Consider the following 24,228-nt stretch of genomic DNA (forward strand, 5'->3'; position numbering starts at 1 on the left):
TTAGAAAACTTGTTGAGAGTTAATTAATGATAGTAAGTTAACTATATCACTATCTGAAACTTCTTTGGGGTTATAATCAAGATGTTTTCTATCAAGTTGAATCAATTTCGTTGCTTCATTCAAATCCAATTCTAGATTTATTGGAGAAAAATTTAGGTTTTTAACTAAATATTTGAATCGGTCATAAAATTGAGAATTATTAAATTTATGAGCAACAGTAGTGGTAAATGCTAATGCATGACCATGAGAAATTCCCTCATTAGAATAAACATACGATAATGCATGACCCAATGTTGTGGATGAATTTCCAAATCCCAATCCTGAAATTAATGCACCATATGCTAAATCTTCGTAATTGTTTTCTAGAATAGCATTTTCTAAAATGTCAAATGCTTTGTTACACAAAAATTTAGTATAATAATTTGCAAGTTTACTATCAAAAGCTTCAGTGCACTGCGCACAAGCATCGATTGCGGAATTTTTAATAATTTCCATAGGGGCGTCTCGTACAAAAAAAGGATCTATTATGGAAATATCAGATAATAATTTATCGTCATGAAAACTCCTTTTCTTTCCATTAACTTTTAAAACAGAAATTCTTGTAACTTCACTTCCACTACCAAAGGTGGTAGGGATCAAAATTTTAGGTTTTTTCATTTTACTTGCAACAAATTTTGCAACATCTAATGAACTCCCGCCTCCTAAGCCCACAACTACAGAAAAATTTTGACTAAACTCGGTCAAAATATGCTCAACGGTTTCAATAGATGGATTAGGTTCAACTGAATCAAACAGATCAAAATTTTTCACACCAAGATAATTAATCCATCCCCTAGATTTTGCACCAGAGGATGTTATCAAAAGTATATTTTCAGGAAATTCAAAATTTTGGCAAGAATTTATCCCAAAAATAATTTTTTTTGGCTGTCTAATTGTGTACAAACGATAATTTGTTTTTGAATATTCTTTATAAGTACAATAGTTAAGAGACGAGGTGACAAGAAATGACCAATAGTAAAAAATTAAGAAATTTGATGGAAAAAAGATCTATTGTGAAGGTTGGTGGTGCTTATGATGCACTATCAGCAAAGCTTGTTGAAACATCAGGTTTTGACGCAGTTTGGGCTGGGAGTTTTGCAATTTCAGCAACACATGCACTACCTGATGCCAGTATTCTAACCATGACAGATTTCCTAAGAACCACTGAAAACATGGTTGATGCTTGTAATATACCAGTAATTGCTGATTGTGATACAGGATTTGGAGGTCCTGCAAATGTTAGTCATGCAGTAAAAAAATACGAGAAAGCAGGAATTGCAGGAATAAGTATAGAAGATAAAGTTTTTCCAAAACAAAATAGCCTATTAAAAAATTCAAAACAAGAATTACTATCTGAAAAAGATTTTGTTGGAAAAATTATTGCTGCAAAAGAAGCTAAAAAAGAAGAAGATTTTATGATTATTGCACGTACTGAATCTCTAATTGCTGAAAAAGGAATGGATGAGGCATTAAAAAGAGCATCGGCATATGAAAATGCAGGAGCAGATGCAATTTTAATCCATTCTAAAAAAAATACACCTAATGAAATTTTTGAATTTTCTGAAAAATGGACAGGAAGAATTCCTTTGGTAGTTGTCCCAACATCATATCCATCAGTTACAATAAATGAACTTGTATCACATAAAATTAAAATGGTAATTTATGCAAACCAATCATTACGTGCAGCACATAACATAATGTCAAAAATTCTAAAAGAAATAATTCAAAATGAAAGTTTAGAAGAAATAAAAATAAACATGTCAAACATGGAAGATATTTTCAGACTTCAAGAAATGTATAAAATAAATGAACAAGAAAAACATATTGAAGAAAATTTGAAAAAAATGGGTTATATCAATTGAAAGAAAAATCACAAAGAAAACTTTACAATGTTTTAAGTAAAAAAGGAATAAAAAACTTCGTGGGAGTTCCAGATTCTACCATAAAATATTTTATTGATGAAGGATTAAACAAAAAGAAAATTTTGATTTCTACAAGAGAAGAAGAAGCAATAGGTATTGCAACAGGCATGAGTCTTTCAGGTGAAAAATCATTAGTTTTTATGCAAAATGCCGGATTTGCTAATTCTCTCAGCACAATTACTTCACTGGTTCAACTTTATCAAATCCCAATAATTTTGTTAATTGGATGGAGAGGTTTTTTAAAAAATGACGCTCCAGAACATGAAAAAATTGGAAAAATTCAACCACAATTAATCAAAACCATAGGATTAGAATCAAAGATTGTGGATGAAAAAAATTTGAAAAATACTTGTGATTGGGCATTAACAAAATTGAATCAAGGTAAATCAATAGGATTGATCATAAAGAGGGAATTCATTGATTAGAAAAGAAGCAGTCAATATTATCGCCAATGAAATAGGTGAAGTCCCAATAATTTCAGCAAATGGTTTCATGAGTAGAGATCTATATGAAACAAATGAAAAAGAAAGTAATTTTTACATGATAGGTTCTATGGGATTAGCATCTTCAATAGGATTAGGAATTGCATTAAAAAATCCAAAAAAGAAAATTTTTGTGTTTGATGGGGACGGCAATATTTTAATGAATTTAGGATCATTAATTACAATTGGTTCATTAAAACCAAAAAATTTTGTTCATGTGATTTTTGATAACAAATCTCATGAATCTACAGGTGGTCAACCAACAAATTCAAGCGTTATAGAATTAGAAAAAATTGCTCATGTAGCAAAATACAAAACATTTAGAGCCTCCACAAAAAATCATTTAAAAAAAATTATTCAAAAAATAAAAAAAGAAAAAGGGCCCATATTACTACATGTAAAAATTGAAAAAAGTAGAGAAAAAAGTATTAGAGTAAATATCACTCCACCAAATATTAAAAAGAGGTTTATGAGTTCCTTGAAAAAATGAATGCCATAATAATAGCTGCAGGTTCCGGCAAAAGAATAAGTAATGATGTAAAAAATACGCCTAAATCATTGGTAAAAATTAATGAGAAAGCGATTATTGAATATCAACTATCAACGCTGAAACAAGCAGGAATTGAAAAAATTTTTGTTATAACGGGTCCAAATAGTGAGAAATTTCACTTAGAGGATGTTACATATGTCAGAGATCAAAACTACATTGAACATGACATTTTAGGAAGTTTAATGGAAGCTAAAAATTTCATTAAAAATGATGTGTTAATTTTATATTCAGACATAATTTTTGAATTCAAAATACTCCAACAAATTTTAGAATCAAAAAAAGATATTTCAATTGCGATAGATATGGATTGGGAGGAAATGTATGTAGGACGTACAGAACATCCAATTGCAGAAGCAGAAAATGTTCAATTAAACAATAAAAATCAGATTATAAAAATTCAGAAAAATATTGTAAATCAAAATGAAGATGTTGGGGAATTTTTGGGCATATTGAAACTGTCATCTAAAGGTTCTGAAATTTTTGTGAAAAAATTTAATGAATTAATAGAAAATCACACTGGACAATTTCATCAAGCACCATCACTATTAAAAGCATACATAACAGATATGATTCAAGAATTAGTTGATTTGAATATTGATGTAGAACCAATTTTAATTTCAGGAAAATGGTGTGAAATAGATACAATGCAAGATTTAAAAAATGCTGAAAAAATGTTTCCTAATCACGTTTGTTAATTAAATTTTGTAACTCTATCCATAACATTTCTTCAATTTTTTCCCCAGTTCCAATTAGATTTTTTTGTTCTTCAGGATCAAATTTAAGATTGTATAGTTCTTTACTTCCATCATATTCATTGAAAATTAATTTCCAATTTGAATTACGAATTGATTTTACATTTGGTTCTTTTGGAGGAGATTTTTCTTTAAGGGGATTGCCTGTTTCAGAAAAAGCATATTTTTCTGAAATAATCTCCCCTTGAATCAAAGGCAATAATGATATTCCATCTAAATTACTAAATTTCTTGTCAAGTGGAATATTCAATGAATCTAGAATGGTAGGCATAAAATCAACGGTTCTTATTTGCTGAGAGATTTCTTTTGAATTTGTATCAGGTATCAAGAAATATGTAAAAGTTCTAAGGGTATAATCATAACAAAAAGCACCATATGCCCGTTCACCAATTTTTTCACCAATACTAATTCCATGATCAGACATTACCAAAATAATTGAATTTTTTTCAAGTTTCAATTGATGAATTTTTTCAAAAATCTGTTCTAAATAAAGTTCAGCACCATGAAATAAATTCTGATATCGAATTCTATTTTTTTCCTTATTTTCAAAAAAATCCTTACTAAAATTATCATATATTTTTAAAACTTCATTCATTATACCAGTGTGAATTTTGCTGTAATGAAGATAAAGGAAAAAATTTCCATTATTTTGAGATTTATCATTCATATCATCTAAAAGAATTTTATGGCGTTCAGTTAAATCATCATTTAATTCATCATGTACGACATAGGAATCAAACCCTTGTTTTGGAACCACTAGCTGATTTATAACATCAGCATGAGTGTGATAATCATTTTCTTTTAGATATTCAGTGATGGTTTTGAATTTGTCTTTTTTAAATTTGAATGTAGACCAATAGCTATTTGTTCCAGTCCTAGAACCAAAACATCCACTAAAAACTGCATGCATTGCTGCAATTGTATGTGGTCCATAAGTGATCGAATGAGAAAAAAAGATTGATTTTGATTTTAATTTATTAAATATAGAAGAATTTTGAGCACTGTCTAGTCTTCCTCCATCTATCATTATTAGAATTACATTTTTTTTCTTCATGATGGAATTAGAAATTTCTAAGATTAATTTTTACCTTTAGGATCAAACCATTGCATTGTTTCTGAAATTGCACGTTGTGCATTCTTTTTTCCAACAACTGACAATTCTCTTTGTGAATCACCTGCAATTTTTCCACCAATTCTTAAAACCAATAGTTTGCCATCTCCACTAAATCCATGTTTTATGAATGGTTTTAGGTACAATGAATCATTAGGACGAATAATTTCATCGTGTTTTACATTACCGAATTCCCAGTTTAATTTAATAGGGTTTTTTCCGACATTGTAGACATATTGATGTAATCCAGATTCCAAATCTAATTCAGAATTTTCTGATTTAAGTACACTTATTTCAAAAGCTTTTGAAAATGGTAATGCAGTAGTAGAAGCTAATTCACGGAATTGATAGGTTTTTGTATCTTCTGGAAAAAACCATGTATTACCATTTTCATGATGAGATACAATTACTTTTTCTTCAATTTTGTCATTTGGAAGTAAATCTCTAATGTTAATAGTTAGAGCATTTGCCATACTTTCAATTTGGGAAAAAGACGGAATTTTTGAAGTATTCTCAAAGGAGTTTAGGTCATCAACTGAAATGGAAGTTCTCTTTGACAATTCATTAATTGAGAGATTTGCAATAGATCTATGATATTGAATTAATGATGCGCTAGCAGATTCTTTAGATGAAAAATCTAATGCAAAGTTAGAACCCAATTCAACGGATAATCCTGATAACTCTTGTTGGATATCTCCTGTAAGTTTTCCTCCATAAGTTAAAGCTAATATGAGCCCGTGTTCTTTAGAGCCCTTTCTAGTAGTAAATGTGTGAGGAGTAAATGGTGTGATATACATAGAATCTCCAGTATTCATAACTGCAACTTTCTTTTCCCCATCAGAATTTCTATAGTAAAAGTTTACATCTCCAATAAAATATGTAAATTGATGCATAAAGTGTCCATTATTCCATTGAACATTTGGATTTAATGGATCATTATCATTAACAATACATAATTCTAAAATCCATTCAGGTCTAAATGGGGCAACAGTGCTCATAGCTGTATCACGGTATTCATAATATGGCTTACCAGCCCTATCCATTATTCTACTAGATTTTTTAGAATCATCTGCACTCATCATTTTAACACCTAAGGGGCAATCATCTTGAATTATGTAAAAATCTCGTTCATTAACAGGCCAAATTTTAATTGCTTTTTTTACTAAATCAGAAGTAAGTGGTTTCTTTCCTTCAATGATGTCAGTTATTTCATTTAATGGAATTTCTAATTCATTTGCAGCATCTTCAGGTCTTCGTTTAATGTCATTTAAAATACCTAAGAGATTTTTTCCAGATTTGATCATTTGAGAATTTTTAGCTATCTCTTCTACTTGCACAAAATCTGTCAAATTTGGAAATAAATATGTCTTTTCTTAATTTTTAATCAGAAGTATGTTTTGACGCATGCTAAATGTAACCCATTTTTTTAAGTTCGTCTTTTATTTTGGAAATCTCTTCATCATCAGATTCAGGTGTTAAATTATTTTCATGTTTTCTATGTTTAGATAACAAAGATTCCATTTCTTGAACAATATCTGGTTTTGTAGATGCAATGTTGATTTTTTCAGAAGGATCATTTTTTAGATCAAACAAAAAGGTTTTTCGATTTTTAGAATTATCCCTTGAACGAACAAATTTGAAATTAGCTGTTCGTATACCAACAAACTCTCCTAGTTCATCATTGGCATTAGGATCTGGAGCACTTTCAATGTATCCAATCAAGTCAGAGATATCTTTTTTTTTAAAAAAAGGTTTTAAGCTAATTCCATCAAAACCTTTTTCATTTTTTATGGATAACAGATCATAAATAGTTGGGAAAATATCAATTTGTCTAACTTGTTGATTTGACATTCCGTGCTGAACATTACCACCAGAAATTAAAAGTGGAATCCGAATAACATCATCAAAAAGAATAGTTTTTCCACGTCGTGATAATTGTTGTAATTCTTCATCAGCAGAATGTTCTTTCAATTTTCTTTCAACATATTTTCTCTTCGTTTCTCTTAGAAAAACAAAAAAATCAACTCCTAAAGGTTCAATGACTTTTGGGGATTTAGATTTAATAGATTTCAAAAATTTTTGAAGTTTAGGTATTGATCCATAGTCTACATCTAAATCAATATCAAATTCGCCATGATCAGATGTTATAATTATTACAGTATTTTTTAATTCAATTTTTTCTAAAAATTTTCCTATCCAAGAATCTAGAATATGCAATCTTTTATCCCAAGTTGTTTGGCCAAAATCTTCATTATTATATTCATCAGGTAGTTGTTTTGAAATATGAAAATCCATTAAATGGATATAATAAAACCAAGGTTCAGCATTCTTAATTTTTTCTAAACGTTGGAGAATTTTTCCTCCAAGACCTTCAAACAGTCTTAAGTAAGGTTGTCCATCAACAAGATCTACATCATCAAATATTGAGGATAACGTTTGAAAAAATGATTGATTTTGAAACGTGCCATTTAGATTGTAATTATTATTTTTTAAGAATTCAAAATAGTTAATTACTTTAGAATGATTATTAAACCAACTTATTTGATGGTTGTAAGGATGTTTTCCAGAAAAAAGACTTCCTAAAGATGAATACGTACTATCAGTACTACTAATAGTATTTGTAAAAATAAAACCATTATCAATTAGCTTATCAATATTAGGTGTTTTAGCTGTTTTTAATGGGCCAAAAAATTTATCGTATCTTAAAGAATCAACTACAATCAGAAGTATGTTTTGACGCATGCTAAATGTAACCCATTTTTTTAAGTTCGTCTTTTATTTTGGAAATCTCTTCATCATCAGATTCAGGTGTTAAATTATTTTCATGTTTTCTATGTTTAGATAACAAAGATTCCATTTCTTGAACAATATCTGGTTTTGTAGATGCAATGTTGATTTTTTCAGAAGGATCATTTTTTAGATCAAACAAAAAGGTTTTTCGATTTTTATTAGATATATCTCTAAAATATTTGTAATTAGGAGTACGAATACCAATTGCGATATCATTATCATTTGGATCAAGTAATTGATTTTCCATCAAAGCAACCATATCATCTATTTTTTCTCCATAAATAGAGGATAGAAGGCTTTTGCCTTCAATATTTTCAACAATTTTTGGAATATTCAAAATTGAATTAACAGTTGGGAAAATATCGATTTGTCTTACTTGAGAGGATATTATTTTAGTGGGAATATCATATCCTGAAAACAATAATGGAATTCTCACTACTTCATCATAAAGTTCCCAATTCATCTTTGTACCACGTATATTTAGAGTTCGAATTTCTTCAGAAGAATATTTTGACTTGAGAACAAATTTTTTTATTGGTACTAATAAATTGCGTATTTTCAAAAATATGTTTAATCCAACATTATCAAAATAGCTAGGAAGAATTTTTTTAATTTTTTGTCCCAGTTTTACTAATGTTGGCATATAAGTAATTTCATGATTAATGCTTGAAATAGGAATAAATTCGCCATGATCAGATGTTATAATTATTACAGTATTTTTTAATTCAATTTTTTCTAAAAATTTTCCTATCCAGTAATCTATACCAGAAACCATTTTTTCATAATCATTATTGCCAAATTGTTCATCTTTAAAATTTTCAGGAATTGCAAAATTTACACTTCTATGTAAATCCATAATATGTACATAATATATCCAAGGTTGAGAATTTTTTGCATCATCTAATTGTTTTAAAATTTTTTTTCCAGTTCCACCAAACAAATACTCATATGGTTTTGGGATTAGATCTACACCATCAAAATTTTTTGTTAATGTTTTCCATAAATCTACATCAGGAACAGTTGCAAAAAGAGAATAATTTTGTTTTTTATAATAATCAAAAAATACAGTTGATTTATGGTGATTGTGAAACGTAGTTAAACCACTGGTAAATGGATATTGCCCTGTTAGAATACTCCCAACACATGTTCGTGTACCATCAGATGAACTGATTGCTTGAGAAAAATAAGTTCCATTTTGTATTAAAAAATCAATATTAGGAGTTTTTGAAGTTTTTGAACTGCCAAAGCATTTATCGGAACGTAATCCATCAATTATTAATAGCAGAATATTGGGTTTCATTTTATTACCATTACTTGAGTATCAGCTATTTCAATAATTTTTTCTGGAAAATCTTGAAAAAATTCATCAAAAGCTTGTTTTACACCTCCAACATCAGGTGCATTATAATCATGAGAAACAATTCTTCCCCCTGACACCATACGAGGCCAAAAATAACTTAATGCATCAAGAGTGCTTTGATATAGGTCAGTATCAAGATGTACAAAACAAAAAGTTTCATCGTTCAAAGTTTCAGTAGTTTTTGGAAAAATACCTTGAAGGAAATGCACATGATCATATTTTGAAAGATATTGTTTTACTGAGTCTAAAGAAGTATCAGACAACCATCCAGATTGCACTTTATCATTTTTTGAAGTTTCAGGTAATCCTTCGAATGTATCAAAAAGAAATAATGTTTTAGATTTCTTTAATTCACAAATGATTTTTGCAGAACCACCTTTGTATACTCCTAGTTCAGCAATATTTCCATCTAAAGCAAAGGTAGCTTTTAGGGAAGAATACAAAGTGTATTTTTCTTCATCATCCAAAAAACATTCTTGATTAACTTTTTCTATAATTTCAAGAAATTCTGAATTATATTTTTCAAATACATGATCAGAAAAAAGCAAATTATGAAAATAATGAATATTGGTAAATCCCAAGTTTGTTAATTGAGTTTGGATTTCATTAAACATAGAACTTGAAATGAAAATATTAGTATCAAGAGGAAATTTTTTCAGATCTTCAAGATTTATAATGGGAATTCCAAAAATTTTCTTTCCATATTTTTTTGGATCGTTATCACAAAAAAGTATGAGATTTTTATCAAATCCTTTTGAAAGAAGATTATTTAAGACACGTTTGCCTCTACTAGAGGCTCCAAACAAAATTATTTTTTGATTTTGAAATTCTTTAATTGATGTATTAGAAAAATTTTCCATTTTGTTCACTAAATAATTATCATGATATACCTTTTACTAACCAACCACCATCAACATAGATATCTTGACCAGTAATATAGGATGATGCATCAGATGACAAAAAAACCACAACACCACTTAAATCATTAGGAGTACCCCATCGTTTCAAAATAGTTTGATTTGTACGTTCTTTTTGTTTTTTTGAATCAAGCCAACTTTTTTCAGTCATATTTGTTCTAAAATATCCAGGACCAATACTGTTTACTCTTATTCCATAATTAGCAAAATCTAATGCTAAAGATTTTGTAAGTTGTTTCAATCCACCTTTAAAAGCTTGATATGCAGGATTATTGGGAAAAGCCAATTCAGCATTAAGGCTAGTAATATTGATGATAACACCACCATTATTCTTTTTACGTTTCATAATTTTTGCAAATTCCTGAGATAAAACAAAAGGGGCTTTGAGATTTACAGCATATGTTTTTTCCCAACTTTTTTCAGGATAACTAATTGTAGGATGTGAAAATGAGACCCCAGCATTATTTATTAAAATATTTATCCTTCCAAAATTTTTTTCAACATATTGTCTTAGTTTTAAAATTTGACTTTTTTTTGTAATATCACAATGATAATGAAAAGCCTTGAGATTATTTTTTTGAAATGCTTTAGCAGTTGAAATTAATTGATTTTTTAATACATCTACTAAAATTACAGTTGCGCCAGATTTTAACAAGGCATGTGATATAGCTTTTCCATTTCCACGAGCAGCACCAGTAACTATAGCTATTTTCTCATTTAATGAAAATAAAGAATCTAAGTACGACATACAGATTGTTATCACATAACGATATAAATGATATTTAGTTTTCTTCTTAATAATGAATAAAGTAAAAAAAGCAAAAAATATTAAAATTCTTCTTACTGATGTAGATGGTGTGTTAACAGATGGTGGCATGTATTATACAATAAAGGGGGATCAAATGAAAAAATTTCATACTAGAGATGGAATGGGAGTGACGTTATTGAGAAAAAATGAAATACCAACAATTATCGTAACAAAAGAAAAAACAATAATGGTTAAAAAATGGGCAAAAAAGATGAAAATTGAACAACTTTATGAAAGTATACAGAATAAAGAAGAGGTTCTAGAAGAAGTTTGTAAAAAATACAAAATTAATTCAGATCAAGTTGCTTACATAGGAGATGACATTAATGACATAGGATTATTAAAGAAAGTGGGATTTTCAGCTTCGCCAAAAGATGCAATTAATCAGGTTCAAAAAATTGTAGATTATGTGTGTGGAAAAAAAGGCGGCGAAGGGGCATTTAGAGAAGTTGCAGATTTGTTAATTCAAAATAATAGTTAACAAATTTTATTAAACAACAAAAATTTCAAAGAACAGAGTAAAAATGGTTTTTGTCACAGCAGAAATAGGAATTAATCACAATGGCAATATCGATATTGCAAAACAATTGATCGATGTTGCAGTTAACGCGGGATGTGATGCAGTAAAATTTCAAAAAAGGACAATCGAAAAAGTATATTCAAAAGAGGCTCTAGATTCCCCAAGAGAAAGTCCTTGGGGTAAAACAACAAGGGAACAAAAAATGGGATTAGAATTTGGAGAGAAGGAATATGACGTCATTGACGAGTATTGTAAAAATAAAGAAATTGAATGGTATGCATCATCATGGGATACAGAAAGTCAAGAATTTCTTAGAAAATATAATTTAAAACACAACAAAGTTGCATCTGCAATATTAACAAATATAGAAGTATTAGAGAAAATTGCAGAAGAAAAGAAAGAAACTTTTATCTCAACAGGAATGAGTACATTAGAAGAAATTAGAAATGCAGTAAATGTTTTTAAAAAATATAATTGCCCATTTGAATTACAGCATTCCAATAGCTCATATCCTATGAAAATTGAAGAATCAAATCTAAAATGTATTGAGACGTTAAAAAGAGAATTTGATTGCAAGGTTGGATATAGTGGACATGAATCATTAGGATATTTGATATGTGTTACAGCAGTAGTTTTAGGAGCAACATCAATTGAACGACACATAACGTTAGATCGTTCTATGTATGGCTCAGATCAATCAGCATCGTTAGAGCCACAAGGATTAGAAAGACTAGTCAGAGATATTAGAAGAATCGATACAGTGTTAGGAGATGGAGTCAAAAAAGTTTGGCCATCAGAAATACCAGTTATGAAAAAACTTAGAAACTTAGATTAAAATGAATTACGAAAAAAAAATTGAGAAGTTATTTGATGACAGTATCAATACAATTTCTAAATCAAAAAAATTAAAAAAAGAAATTAGTGAATCGGCAAATATTATTTCTAAATGTTTAGAAAAAAATGGTAAAATTATTGCATTTGGAAATGGAGGTAGTGCAGCTGATTCACAGCATTTTGTTGCAGAATTTATCGGTAGATTTCAAAAAGAAAGAAAAAGCATGCCTGCAATATCATTTACTACAGATACATCTATTATTACAGCAATTGGGAATGACTACGGATTTGAAAAAATTTTTGAACGTCAATCCGAATCCCTGGTCAGAAAAAATGATGTTGTTGTGGCTATATCTACTAGTGGAAAATCAAAAAATGTGGTAAATGGAGTAAAAATAGCAAAACGGAAAGGTGCAAAAATAATTTGCTTAACAGGAAATACATCAAAAATATTATCAAATTTATCAGATGTAGAAATAGCAATTCCCTCAAAATCAACACCAAGAATTCAAGAAGTTCACAGATTAATTTTGCATTTTATTTGCGAAATAGTGGAAGATAATTTTAGTAAAAATTAAGATTTTTCTTTCATTAATAATTCTGCAACTTTAAAATCAAATTCAAAATCAATCATATGCCCATGCTCTTTGGAAATTTCATAAGGAATGATTTTGCCTGACGAAATTTTTTTTGTTTTAAGGAAATTTTGTACATCTAGAATAAACATGCCATCCACATCAAAAACCACAGGTGCATTTTGTCTTCTAGTGATGGATAATGGTGAAACTTTTGAGGGAATCAAAAATCCTTGTTCATTAGGTTCCATCATTCCAAAATAAGGATTTGGATGAGCCATAATTGCACAAAATACAGCGTCACAAGAACTATTACTAAATAATTTAATTGCACCTTGAATATCATTCTCATCAATGAAAGGCACAGTACAATCTCGTAAGACCACAACATCAAATGTTTGACCTTGTTGTTTTAATTCCTCTAAAACATGTAAAATGACATCATCAGAGGTAGTTTCATCCTGTGCTAAGTCTTTTGGTCGATAAAATGGAACTTCAGCTCCATATTGTTTTGCAATTGTTGCTATTTTTTCTTCTTCTGTAGATACAACAATTTTATCAAAACACTGTGACGATATTGCACTTTCTATAGCATAAGCTAAAAGTGGTTTTCCATTAATCATACGAATATTTTTACAAGGAACACCTTTTGAACCAGATCTTGCAGGAATAACACATAAAATTTTCATAATAAAAATCATAAAATAATGATTTAAATTTCTTGTTTATCAAATAATTCGATTTTTTTAATATATTGACTAGTAAGGAATTCCAATTTTTCTTTGTGCTTTGTTAAAAAGGATACCATTTTTTCTTCAGGAATCTCTACATCAACAAGATTTCCACCATGATAGAATTCTTTATGGTATAATAATTCAAATTCCAAATAATCATAGGAAAAAGAATTATTTTCTAACAATCTAACATAACTATCTAATTCAACTGCACTTACTGAATTTTTTAAAGATGATAAAATTAGTGTTGGTAATTCAGTAATTGAATTGATTTTAGTTACTGAAGAAAGAACATTATAACCCAAATCCGCAAAAACCATTGATGGTTTTTCGTAAAATGCAGCTTCAAAAGATGTAGTCCCACCAATAGATATTACTAAAGAAGAGCTTTGAATTAATTTTTCAGAATCTAGAGAAGGATGTAGAAGACGTACATTAGGTATGGACATTATATTTTTATAAAATTCAATATCTCTCCATCCTCTGACAGGGCCTTGTGTAGGATGTTCTTTAACATATAATTTGTAATCAATAGGGATCGATTTGGCGATAAAACGAATAATTTCGATCTGATTAGTAAAATACGGTGCTGCTATCAATAAAGAACGTTCGGGTTCTTGATGTAATGGGAAGAAAATAAATTTTTCATCAGTATCAAAAGTTTTTAATAAATTTTCATCAATAAATTTTTGTCTAGAACGTTTTTTTAAAATTTCTGAAATTTCATAATTTAAAACCTTAAATTTATTTCGTCCAAAATAATAATAATTATTTTCTAAATTTGTATTTGGAGAAGATAAAAATTCAAGACCAGCGTTGATTTTATCTTTAGAGGATCTTTGTGTCTCATTAAATTCTAAAAGATGTTTCACTAAGGGTTTTTCTTTTAATAGTTTTTTTAAATCAGAAAAAGATCTTGAATTCTTAGAATCACCTTGAAATGAATCCAAATTATCAAATTTATGTCTCTCTTGTGAAATGTAACAAAAAGATTGGAAATTTGCATGATTCAACATTAAAGTTTGAATTTTTCTAGATCTACATAATAGATAAAACAAATGATGATGGCGTAAAGCTGTTTCTTCAGTAATAAAAAAATCAGGTTGTACATGATCTAAAATATCTTCAAACAAGTCACATTCCTGAGTGATAATTGAAAGCATTTCTTTTTCGTTAAAATGATAAATTTCATTGTACTGATTAAAAATTCTATCATTAAGTAAAAGAGTCCACAATTTTATATCATTTCTTATTTCAAAATTTTTTAAATATTCTAAATTTGGTGCTTTGTCAAAATTAATGTTATCATGTAAAAACCAAATTTTTTTAAAATTAACTAGTTGTTGGTTTTGAAAAAATGGTTTTGGTCTATTAGTAATATCAATTACAGCATATAAATCACAATCAAAATTTTTTTGCAAATAATATGCAATTGCAAATTGAGTAATACCAGCATTTAACCAAAAAATTATTTTCTTTTTCAATTTTCTTAACATTGGGTTTAATAATTAGCATTTAAAATTTTAGTTATATTTTGAAATGTATTATATTTCGTGTTGATGCAAATAAAAGACTTGGAATGGGTCATCTTTCAAGGAGCATTCAATTAGCAAAAGAATTAAAAAAATTAAAAATTAAAACATACTTTTTGATAAAAAATGAAAAGGAATCAATTAAAATAATAAAAGAAGCAAAATTTCCATTTTTTATATTCTCAAACTTATCAAATGATGAAAAAGAATTATCTGAATTAATGAAACTACATAAAAAAATTAATTTTGACTGTACTATTATTGATGTTAAAAAATCTAAAAACAAGACATATTTTTCTAAATTAAATAAAATTTGTAAAACAGTTGTAATCGATAATACTAATAAAAATAGTTTATTTGCGGATTTGATAGTATGGCCATGGGTTAAAGAACAATATCCAAAAAACATTACAAAAAAATTTTCTGATAAATTATTAATTGGGCCAAAATATATGCAATTAGGAAATTTTCAAAGGAAGAAAATGGCAGTAAAAGACAAAAAATCAATTTTAGTTTCTATGGGAGGTTCAGATAAAAGAAATATTACACTAAAAATTATCAATTCATTCAAAAAAACGAAACACAAATTTCATATGAATATAGTAATTGGTAGATTTTTTTCAAATCATGAAAAAATTCTTTCATCAATCAAAAACGATGAGCGATTTTCATTAATTTTTAAGAATAATGGATTGATTCCTCTTATGTCAAAAAATAGAATAGGGATTTTTACATTTGGAATCACAACGTGTGAGGCATTTTTTGTAGGCATTCCATCAATCGTGTTAAGTCATTCAATTGAAAATGATATTTATGCAAAAAAAACTTCGGATTATAATTGTATGAAATATCTAGGATATTATAAAAAAATCAATTTTGATAAAATGCCAAAAATGGTTTTCAACTTAATGAATAACTCTAATGACTACAAAAAATATGCCATGAATGGAAAAAATATGATAGATGGGAAAGGAAATAAACGCATAGCAAAAGAAATTTTTGAAATGATAAAATAGAATTGCTCTTTGGGCATTAATATATTCAAATTGTTTTAATATCTATCAATGGAATAATAGCCAAATGAACACTAATATCATAATGATATTTAACATGGAAATCAATTTGAGAGATTAAGATGGCTGGAGCAAAAAATTCAAACTTTGCTGAAAAACTAACACCTTATCTTCAACAAAAACTTGTTGAAGCTAGTGAAAAATATGGAATTGATTCAAAAGAATACAAAGCATTTGAAAAACAATATCTAAAATCATCAAAAGAAGATGAAATCAATCATGAAGATCGTTTAAGACACTACCAATCAGAGATACATGTTCATTATGAAGGAAAAGCATTAAGAGGTGTTGAGAGATTGTATAGGAGAACAATTCTATTGGAACCTACAATGGTTTGTGCAGCACATTGTAGATGGTGCCTAAGAGGTCAATACCCACAATTTGGATTAACAGAAGAAGAAATCACTACTTTTGCAAAATATTGTGGAAGTGATGAAGTAAAATATGATTTGAAAGAAATTCTAATTACTGGAGGAGATCCATTAATGGTTCCAAAAAGATTAGAATTTATTTTTTCACAAGTGAACAAATTTGCTCCAAATATAGAAATTATTAGAATAGGAACAAGAGTTCCAGTTCAAGATCCATTAAGAGTAAATTCCGAATTAGTAAATATTCTCAAATCAGTTGATCCAATCAAATTAGAAATTGGAACTAACATTAATCATCCATCTGAATTAACTGTTGAGGCTAGAAAAGCATATACAGATCTCTATAAAGCAGCTTTCAAAATTTATGATCAATCAGTTTTATTGAAAGGTGTTAATGACGATGTTGAAGTACTCAATAAATTGTATGATACCTTTAGATACTTAGGAATTGAATCACATTATCTATTTCATTGTATTCCAATGCAAGGTATGGGTCACCATAGAACATCAGTCCAAAGAGGAATTGAAATTGCTTCACAAATGATTAATTCGGGAGGAGTTTCAGGCCGTGCTAAACCCATGTTCACACTAATGACAGATTTAGGAAAAATTACATTACTTCATGGAACAATTTTAGAAAGAAATGAAAAAAATGAATTATTGATTCAATCACATTATACAATAGATGATTTCAAATATAGAAATCCTTCATGGGAATTACCAAAATCTGCATTTGAAGATAATAATGGATTTTTGAGAGTGTGGTATCCAGATGGAAATGATGATGATGAAGGAAAATCAGATAGTACCAAAGACATTGAACATTATTTTTCTATTCCAATCAACAGAGTAAAAAAATAGATTTAATGTTTTATTTTCGTTAATGCATACGCAGTTTCTACCCATAGTTTACAATCATGATAAACTGGAATTTTGTGTTTTTCAATAAGTTTTGAAATTTTTTCTGTGTAGGGACCACCATTACACCCAACTAAAATTGGTTTTTTCTGTTTTTTTGAAAAATCAAACAAATATTTGATGATTTTTTCAGTTAATGGATTATCCTGAAAAACAAACCATGGCATAATAATGTCAATGTTTTTCGCATCCATGAATTGTTGAATTACAAATTGGTAATCATCAGCAGTTGCACCTCCAGTAATATCTAAAGGATTACCTTTTTTCCCTATAATGTATAATGGTGGAAAGTAATCGTTAATTTTTTTTAATATTTTTTTTGATAAAGGAGGTACAAATAGATGTTTATCTTCAATGTAATCAAGCCCTGCAACTATTGGACCAGCTCCATTACTAATTATAGAAATCCTATTTCCTTTAGGAGATGGTTGCCACACTAATGCTTTTGTTACTGCAATGAATTCTTGATAACTGTCAACTGAGATAATTCCTGCTTGCTTGAATGCACCCATAATGATTGAGTTAGAGCCACCAAGTGAGCCTGTGTGTGAGGCTGCTTGTTTTGCACCAGCTGCAGTTCTTCCGCTCTTCCAGATAACAATTGGTTTCTTTTTCTCTTTCATTACACGTTTTGCGACATTGATGAATTTTCTACCATCACCAAATCCTTCAACGTACAATCCGATCACTTTAGTTTGAGGATCATTTGCAGCATACCAAATCATATCTGCTTCATCAACATCAGAGCGGTTACCATAACTGATCATCTTAGATAGACCAAATACATCAGCACTCTCCAACATACTGATTCCCATTGTTCCACTTTGTGAGAAGAATGCAACAGGACCAAGTTTTGGTCTAATCATTTTACTATGTTTAAAGAATGCACAATCAAGACGGTTTGCTGCATTGAACATTCCGATACAGTTTGGACCAATAATTCTGATTTTGTGTTTTTTAGATAATCTTGCAACTTCAGCTTCATATGATGCTCTTTCACCACCAAGCTCCTTTCCTCCACCAGATACAATTACAACACTGTGAACTCCTTTCTTTGCACAGTCCTCAAGAACTGGAGGAGTCATGGATAAATCTACGGAAACAACAACTAGATCAACTTTTCCTGGAATGTCAGCTACTGATGGATAGCATTTTTGTCCAAAGATTTTGTCAGCCTTTGGATTAATTGGGATTACTTTTCCTTTGAAATCATAATTTACCAAACTATCTAAGATAGAGTTACCAATCTTTCCTGCACTTGCAGAAGCTCCAACCACTGCAACAGATTTTGGAGTAAAGAATGTCTCCATATCTGTAATGCTTGGTTTTGCTTTTGAGATAGAGTTCTTTTTCTTCTCTTTGTTTAAGATAATCTTTGCATCAACAACATAATGTGATTTTGGATAGACGATTATTGGGTTAAAGTCAATGCTGTTAATGTAATCTGCATTTTCTACGCCTAATTTTCCAATGTTTACCAACATTTTTGCAACCAAATTAGTATCAATTGGTTCACTTCCTCTGAATCCTTTGAGAAGTTTAGAACCCTTTAGTTCGTTTAACATTGATTTTGCATCAGAAGTTGTAATTGGTAGCATTCTAAATGCAACATCTTTCATTACTTCTGTCATGATACCTCCAAATCCTATCATGATTACAGGACCAAATTGGGAATCATTTTGAATACCTACAATAAGTTCAACACCTTTTGGAACCATTTTTTCGAGAAGAATTCCTTTTACATTGACTCCTTTTTTCTTTGAGAGTCTGCCATACATATCAGTAAATGTCTTTTTTACATCAGCAATATTGTCTAGACCAACTTTAACTCCACCAACATCAGTCTTGTGTAAGATTTGTGGAGATACTACTTTCATTACAAGTGGAAATCCAATTTTCTTTGCTTGTTTTGCTGCTTCTTCAGCAGAAGTTACTAATGCATATGGTGGTACTTTAACGCCATAATTTTTGAGAATAGATTTTGATGATTCTTCAGTGATGACTTTATGATCAGTTTCAATAATTTCATCAAAAATTTTCTTAACTGCAGCCATCATATTTCTCCAAAGTTAACAAATATCATCTCACAGAAGACTCATTTTTTCTCAAAAGTCTACCAGGAGAGCCTACTATTACTGAGTTATTTGAAAAGTTGGTTCTAACTAAACTAGATGTACCAACAATGCAATTATCTCCAAGTTCACAACCCACATCAATAACACAGTGGGGTGAAATCCAACAATTTTTTCCTATTTTGACTCTACCCACAATAACACAACCAGATGTTATTTGTGTAGATTGTTTAATTATGGTATTATGACCAATTTGTACAAGATCATCAATTTTTACATCATCCTCAATTATAGTTTGATCTAAATGAGATTTTTCAACTGTACTATTAGAACCGATCCAAACATCGTTACCAATTAAAATTGAACCAACATGAGGTAGATGAAAAAGACCATCATCAGTAGGAATAAAACCAAATCCTTCACTACCTATTGTGGTATTAGATTTTATTACACAGTTAGAACCAATTTCAGTTTCACCATAAATACAAGTATTATCAAAAACCTTGGTATTATTTCCAATTTTTACATTATTTCCAATATAGCAATGAGAGCCAACATAGACATCTTTGCCAAGTATAGCACCATCTTCAATTACTGAACTTGGATGAATTCCATTTTTGAAATTGTTTTCTGAAAAAAATTCAAGTATAACACGATAGAAATCTAATTTAGGATTTTTAGAAAATAAAATAGGAATATCAATTGTTTTATCTAAAGTTGCATTAGTAATTAAAATAATATTTTTAAATTGTTTTAATTTTTTCAAATCATAATTCATATTTTTTATAATTTGATTAGATTTATCTTTAGCAATAGCATAAAACAATACAGAGTTATCAGAAATATTATTTAATGAATTAGCAGAAGAAATAAAAAAATTAGGTCCAGAATAACTAATATCCAAAAAATCAGCAACTGCTTTAACAGAGATATTATTTTTACGAATAGTATACATAAAGGAATTCAGTTAAAAGTATATTTAAAATAATTGTTACCAAAATTAAAAATTACTTTAACATTATTATGGTATTACGATAGGCATAATTACATGAATCAAAAAATAAGAAATGTGATTTTTGAGGTAATTAGTTGACTACAGACGCAATCAATAAAATAAAGAAACAAGGATATGTTATACTAGAGAACGTGTTAACAGAACAAGAATGTGAAATGTACAAATCAATGCTAAGCAGAGATTATGAAAAATATTCGTCAAAATATGCTAAATCTAATCCTACAGAACATGGATTAAACGATAAAGGACAAGAAAAAATTGTATACAACTTGCACAATAAAGATATAAAATATTTTGATTTATGTGATCATCCAAAAATAATTCCAATTATCAAAGAATCATTACAAGAAGGATCATATCAGAATTCACAACCATTCAATTTACTTGGTTTTGATGCACGAAATCCAAGTAGTAATACAAAACCACAACAACTTCATGTAGACAGTAATATTCCAGGTCAAGGAGGATATCCATTAATCATGGTAGCGTTATTCATGTTAGATGAGTTTACAGAAGAGAATGGCACAACAAGAATTGTACCAGAAAGTCATTTAAGATCAGATTATTCAGAAAATGGAAAAAAATACGATACAGAAATATCAGTTGAAGGCAAAAAAGGTTCAGTACTAATTTTTAATGGTTCATTGTGGCACGGAGGAGGTAAGAAAAGAAATGATTCAAGTCGTTGGGCAATCATACCAAGTTATGGAAGATGGTTCATTAAACCTGCTTTTAATTTTGCAGAAAATATCCCACCACAAATATTCGATCAGTTAACAGATGATAGAAAAGACTTGTTGGGATTAAATACATGCCCACCTAAAGATGAATTTACAAGAATTACACGTCGTTCAACTAAGTTTGAATGGAAAAATAATTATCAATTACCATAAAATAACTAGAATTAAGGAACAAAATTATGTTTTTTTAGGACTTTTTTAAGTTCGTTTTTTGAAATGTGAGGAACGTGATCTGACGAATAGACTTCCATACTCAATGGTTTAGACTTTGGATATAATTTATTTAAAGACTTTATTTGAAAGTCAGAAGGTAATAAAACATAACCATTTTTGAATTCAATAGAGTAATTGATTTCATATTTATTTAATAATAATTCATGCATTTTTTCACCAGGTCGAGAGGGAATATTCTTTTGTTTAAATGCAGTTGAAGATAATTCTTTTAGAGCTTCAACTAAATCAGACAAAACATAAGATTTCAATTTTGGTATGAATACTTCATAACCTTTAGAAGATTGAATTGCATGTAAGATTAAATCTAATGCTTCATCCATAGTAATATTAAATCGGGTCATAGTAGGATCAGTTATAGTAATTATTTTTTGAGATTTTATTTGTTCAATAAATTTTGGAACAACAGAACCCCTACTACCTAAAACATTACCATATCTAACACAAGAAAATTTTGTTTTTCTTTTTCCTTTAAAATGATTTGCTGCAATAAACAATTTTTCCATAGATAGTTTTGTGGCACCATACAAATTCAATGGAGATACAGCCTTATCAGTACTAATTGCAAGACAAAGATCAACTTCTTCATCCATAGAAACATCAATTACATTCTGAGAACCATTAATGTTAGTTTTAATTACTTCAAATGGATTGTATTCAGCAATAGGTACATGTTTTAATGCAGCTGCATGTATTACAATATCAATATTTTCAACTGCACGTCTAAGACGTTCTTTGTCTCTAACATCACCTATTAAAAATCTCAGTCTTTTGTCATTAAATTTTTCTTCAAGTTGGATCTGTTTATTTTCATCACGAGAAAATATTCTAATAGTTCCAACATCAAGAGACAATAATTTCTCAGTGAGAGCTGTGCCTAAGGAACCAGTACCTCCAGTAATTAGAATATTTTTTCCATTAAACAATTCACAATTTTTTTTTATCTTAAATATAAACTTGAATTGCTTTTAATTTTTGGAGTTATAGAGATAAGATAATTAACTATCAGTATTTTCTACACAACATGACTGTAAACATAATAGCTGAAATTGGTTCTAATTGGGAAGGAGATATTGAATTAGGAAAACAACACATCAAAAAAGCAAAAGAATGTGGAGCTACGCATGTAAAATTTCAAATGTGGAGGGCTGAAGATATCTATGAATCAACAGACCCAGATTGGAACGAAATAAAAAAATCACAATTAGATGAAAATACAGCAATTGAATTAAAAAAATATTCAGATAATCTAGGGATCAAATGGTTTTGCAGTGTATTTTATCCCGAATCAGTAGAATTTTTAGAATCACTTAATGTAGAATTGTATAAAATTGCATCTTGGACAACTGCATTAAAACATAATTTTGCATTAGAAACAATTGAAAAAGTAGGTGAAACAAAAAAGAAAACATTCATCAGTACTGGAAATGGAATAGACAAAAATATTATAGAAAAACAATTTGACGAAAATACATTTCAATACACATATTGTATTGCAAAATATCCAGCATTAGACAAGGATATAATTTGGAATGATCTTTTAAAATATGATTTTTTTTCTGATCATACATTAGGAATTACAATGCCTTTATCATTTGCAATCTTAAAAAATGCAACAGGAAATAATGAAATTTTTATTGAAAAACATGTTAAACTTGACAAATCCATAGGTCCAGATGCACCTTTTTCCATTACATTTGATGAATTACAAGAGTTAACTCAACATATAACAAGAATTGAAAAGATGAATTTATCAAATACTTTAAAGTAAAATTTTTGATATAATATGAAAAAAATAATTAAATTATTTTCTCCAAAATTTGATAACAAAGAAATTTCAGCAGCAGTAAATACCATCAAAAGTGCAAATTGGGCATCAGGAAGTGGCAGAGGTAATGTTGAAAAGTTTGAAAATAAATTCTGCGATTATATCAATGCAAAAGAATGTGTAGCAGTAGATAATGGAACAGCAGCATTACATCTATCATTACATCTATTAAATATCAAAAATAAAGAGATACTTGTACCATCTTTTACTTTCATTACAACAATTCATTCAATTGTATATAATGGTGGAATTCCTATTTTTGTAGATATAGATCCAAAATCTCTTTGTATAGATACAAATGATTTGGAAAAAAAAATCAGTAAGAAAACTAAAGGCATTATCAATATGCATTACGGAGGATTTCCAAATAAAATAAATGATATTAAAAAAATTTCTAAAAAATATCAATTACATATTGTAGATGACGCTGCACATGCATGTGGAGCAAAAAATAAAAATAAAAAAATTGGTTCAGAAAATGAATTAACATGTTTTAGTTTCCATCCAGTAAAAAATTTGGCAATGCCAAAAGGAGGAGCAATTACAATCAACACAAGAGATAGTAAAAATTTGAAAGAGAAATTAAACTCACTTAGATGGTGTGGAATAGATAAAAGAGTTGGAACAAAATATGACATTACATCATTAGGCTATAATTATTACATGGATGAAATTTCAGCTTCAATTGGAATAGAACAATTAAAAAAATTAGATAAAATGAATGAAATTAGATTTAAGATCGCAAAAAAATACAATTCAAATTTAAACACTAGAGAAAAAATGCCAATAAGCAAAGATTGTAGTTATCATCTATTTTGGATAAGAGTAAAAAATAGACATATTTTTATGAAAAAAATGTATGCTAAAGGCATAGAAACAGGCTCACATTATATTCCAGCACATCTAACATCATATTATAAGAAAAATCACAAATTACCTATAACAGAAATGGTTGCTAAAGAAGTTGTGACATTACCGATGCACCCAAATCTTACAGATGAAGAAATTGAATTTATTATAAAAACTGCTAATTCTATAATTTAATTTGGATGAA

At 28.8% G+C, this 24,228-nt stretch carries 24 protein-coding genes; 12 read left to right on the plus strand and 12 right to left on the minus strand.

What is annotated here, in order from left to right; all coding sequences use genetic code 11:
- Complete coding sequence (locus tag ACQY22_RS02340; RefSeq protein ID WP_428324942.1) at window positions 1–942, minus strand: iron-containing alcohol dehydrogenase; 942 nt, start codon at window positions 940–942, stop codon at window positions 1–3.
- A 62-nt stretch (window positions 943–1,004) separates the two neighbouring features.
- Between ACQY22_RS02340 and ACQY22_RS02345 the strand changes: the two genes are divergently transcribed.
- The 4 genes from ACQY22_RS02345 to ACQY22_RS02360 are packed head-to-tail and all read left to right on the plus strand — an operon-like array spanning window position 1,005 to window position 3,688.
- A complete protein-coding gene (locus ACQY22_RS02345; protein ID WP_428324943.1) occupies window positions 1,005–1,901 on the plus strand; it encodes an isocitrate lyase/phosphoenolpyruvate mutase family protein in 897 nt (298 codons plus the stop codon).
- Window positions 1,898–2,386, plus strand: a complete 489-nt coding sequence (locus tag ACQY22_RS02350) for a thiamine pyrophosphate-binding protein (RefSeq protein ID WP_428324944.1) — start codon at window positions 1,898–1,900, stop codon at window positions 2,384–2,386. The genes ACQY22_RS02345 and ACQY22_RS02350 overlap by 4 nt, the downstream gene beginning before the upstream one ends.
- Window positions 2,379–2,933 (plus strand): thiamine pyrophosphate-dependent enzyme, encoded by a 555-nt coding sequence (locus tag ACQY22_RS02355; protein WP_428324945.1) that lies wholly within the window; start codon window positions 2,379–2,381, stop codon window positions 2,931–2,933. Before ACQY22_RS02350 ends, ACQY22_RS02355 begins: the two co-directional genes overlap by 8 nt.
- On the plus strand, window positions 2,930–3,688 hold the full coding sequence (locus ACQY22_RS02360) for an NTP transferase domain-containing protein (protein WP_428324946.1): 759 nt from the start codon (window positions 2,930–2,932) through the stop codon (window positions 3,686–3,688). The genes ACQY22_RS02355 and ACQY22_RS02360 overlap by 4 nt, the downstream gene beginning before the upstream one ends.
- On the opposite strand, the gene ACQY22_RS02365 is transcribed toward ACQY22_RS02360, so the two are convergent.
- The 6 genes from ACQY22_RS02365 to ACQY22_RS02390 form a co-directional block, all read right to left on the minus strand.
- A complete protein-coding gene (locus ACQY22_RS02365; RefSeq protein WP_428324947.1) occupies window positions 3,672–4,799 on the minus strand; it encodes a sulfatase family protein in 1,128 nt (375 codons plus the stop codon). The genes ACQY22_RS02360 and ACQY22_RS02365 overlap by 17 nt on opposite strands.
- A 23-nt stretch (window positions 4,800–4,822) precedes the next feature.
- Window positions 4,823–6,193, minus strand: coding sequence for a hypothetical protein (locus tag ACQY22_RS02370; RefSeq protein ID WP_428324948.1), 1,371 nt, complete (start codon window positions 6,191–6,193; stop codon window positions 4,823–4,825).
- 70 nt (window positions 6,194–6,263) lie between these two features.
- Window positions 6,264–7,598 carry a sulfatase family protein gene (locus ACQY22_RS02375; protein ID WP_428324949.1) on the minus strand — a complete coding sequence of 445 codons (1,335 nt, stop codon included), beginning with the start codon at window positions 7,596–7,598 and terminating at the stop codon, window positions 6,264–6,266.
- Between the two features lies 1 nt (window position 7,599).
- Window positions 7,600–8,946, minus strand: a complete 1,347-nt coding sequence (locus ACQY22_RS02380) for a sulfatase family protein (RefSeq protein ID WP_428324950.1) — start codon at window positions 8,944–8,946, stop codon at window positions 7,600–7,602.
- Complete coding sequence (locus tag ACQY22_RS02385; RefSeq protein WP_428324951.1) at window positions 8,943–9,866, minus strand: TylF/MycF/NovP-related O-methyltransferase; 924 nt, start codon at window positions 9,864–9,866, stop codon at window positions 8,943–8,945. The genes ACQY22_RS02380 and ACQY22_RS02385 overlap by 4 nt, the downstream gene beginning before the upstream one ends.
- 19 nt (window positions 9,867–9,885) lie before the next feature.
- Window positions 9,886–10,671, minus strand: coding sequence for a glucose 1-dehydrogenase (locus tag ACQY22_RS02390; RefSeq protein WP_428324952.1), 786 nt, complete (start codon window positions 10,669–10,671; stop codon window positions 9,886–9,888).
- 52 nt (window positions 10,672–10,723) lie between these two features.
- On the opposite strand from ACQY22_RS02390, the gene ACQY22_RS02395 reads away from it, so the two are divergent.
- From ACQY22_RS02395 to ACQY22_RS02405, 3 genes are read left to right on the plus strand one after another with little or no spacing between them, the layout of a single operon-like run.
- On the plus strand, window positions 10,724–11,212 hold the full coding sequence (locus ACQY22_RS02395) for a KdsC family phosphatase (RefSeq protein ID WP_428324953.1): 489 nt from the start codon (window positions 10,724–10,726) through the stop codon (window positions 11,210–11,212).
- Between the two features lie 43 nt (window positions 11,213–11,255).
- A complete protein-coding gene (locus ACQY22_RS02400) occupies window positions 11,256–12,086 on the plus strand; it encodes an N-acetylneuraminate synthase family protein (RefSeq protein ID WP_428324954.1) in 831 nt (276 codons plus the stop codon).
- Between the two features lies 1 nt (window position 12,087).
- Window positions 12,088–12,663 (plus strand): D-sedoheptulose-7-phosphate isomerase, encoded by a 576-nt coding sequence (locus ACQY22_RS02405; RefSeq protein ID WP_428324955.1) that lies wholly within the window; start codon window positions 12,088–12,090, stop codon window positions 12,661–12,663.
- Here the strand turns inward: ACQY22_RS02405 and ACQY22_RS02410 are convergent.
- On the minus strand, window positions 12,660–13,349 hold the full coding sequence (locus ACQY22_RS02410; RefSeq protein WP_428324956.1) for a cytidylyltransferase domain-containing protein: 690 nt from the start codon (window positions 13,347–13,349) through the stop codon (window positions 12,660–12,662). The genes ACQY22_RS02405 and ACQY22_RS02410 overlap by 4 nt on opposite strands.
- A gap of 23 nt (window positions 13,350–13,372) precedes the next feature.
- Window positions 13,373–14,878, minus strand: a complete 1,506-nt coding sequence (locus ACQY22_RS02415; RefSeq protein WP_428324957.1) for a hypothetical protein — start codon at window positions 14,876–14,878, stop codon at window positions 13,373–13,375.
- Between the two features lie 50 nt (window positions 14,879–14,928).
- On the opposite strand from ACQY22_RS02415, the gene ACQY22_RS02420 reads away from it, so the two are divergent.
- Together ACQY22_RS02420 and ACQY22_RS02425 are read left to right on the plus strand one after the other, a co-directional pair.
- Window positions 14,929–15,942 carry a hypothetical protein gene (locus ACQY22_RS02420; protein WP_428324958.1) on the plus strand — a complete coding sequence of 338 codons (1,014 nt, stop codon included), beginning with the start codon at window positions 14,929–14,931 and terminating at the stop codon, window positions 15,940–15,942.
- A 119-nt stretch (window positions 15,943–16,061) separates the two neighbouring features.
- Window positions 16,062–17,231 (plus strand): hypothetical protein, encoded by a 1,170-nt coding sequence (locus tag ACQY22_RS02425; protein WP_428324959.1) that lies wholly within the window; start codon window positions 16,062–16,064, stop codon window positions 17,229–17,231.
- Window positions 17,232–17,233: 2 nt separating this feature from the next.
- On the opposite strand, the gene ACQY22_RS02430 is transcribed toward ACQY22_RS02425, so the two are convergent.
- Entirely contained in the window at window positions 17,234–19,342 is a 2,109-nt protein-coding gene (locus ACQY22_RS02430) for a 3-hydroxypropionate--CoA ligase (protein WP_428324960.1), read from the minus strand.
- 25 nt (window positions 19,343–19,367) lie between these two features.
- On the minus strand, window positions 19,368–20,315 hold the full coding sequence (locus tag ACQY22_RS02435) for a DapH/DapD/GlmU-related protein (protein ID WP_428324961.1): 948 nt from the start codon (window positions 20,313–20,315) through the stop codon (window positions 19,368–19,370).
- A 134-nt stretch (window positions 20,316–20,449) separates the two neighbouring features.
- Between ACQY22_RS02435 and ACQY22_RS02440 the strand changes: the two genes are divergently transcribed.
- Entirely contained in the window at window positions 20,450–21,268 is an 819-nt protein-coding gene (locus ACQY22_RS02440) for a phytanoyl-CoA dioxygenase family protein (protein ID WP_428324962.1), read from the plus strand.
- Between the two features lie 11 nt (window positions 21,269–21,279).
- Here the strand turns inward: ACQY22_RS02440 and ACQY22_RS02445 are convergent, their stop codons facing one another.
- The gene (locus ACQY22_RS02445) at window positions 21,280–22,299 is read right to left on the minus strand and encodes an SDR family NAD(P)-dependent oxidoreductase (RefSeq protein WP_428325509.1); all 1,020 of its coding nucleotides are present in this window, start codon (window positions 22,297–22,299) and stop codon (window positions 21,280–21,282) included.
- 71 nt (window positions 22,300–22,370) lie between these two features.
- On the opposite strand from ACQY22_RS02445, the gene ACQY22_RS02450 reads away from it, so the two are divergent.
- A complete protein-coding gene (locus ACQY22_RS02450; protein ID WP_428324963.1) occupies window positions 22,371–23,117 on the plus strand; it encodes an N-acetylneuraminate synthase family protein in 747 nt (248 codons plus the stop codon).
- A gap of 15 nt (window positions 23,118–23,132) precedes the next feature.
- Entirely contained in the window at window positions 23,133–24,218 is a 1,086-nt protein-coding gene (locus tag ACQY22_RS02455) for a DegT/DnrJ/EryC1/StrS family aminotransferase (protein WP_428324964.1), read from the plus strand.
- Window positions 24,219–24,228: the final 10 nt, after the last annotated feature.

The organism is Candidatus Nitrosopumilus sp. (assembly GCF_965263415.1).
Taxonomy (GTDB): domain Archaea; phylum Thermoproteota; class Nitrososphaeria; order Nitrososphaerales; family Nitrosopumilaceae; genus Nitrosopumilus.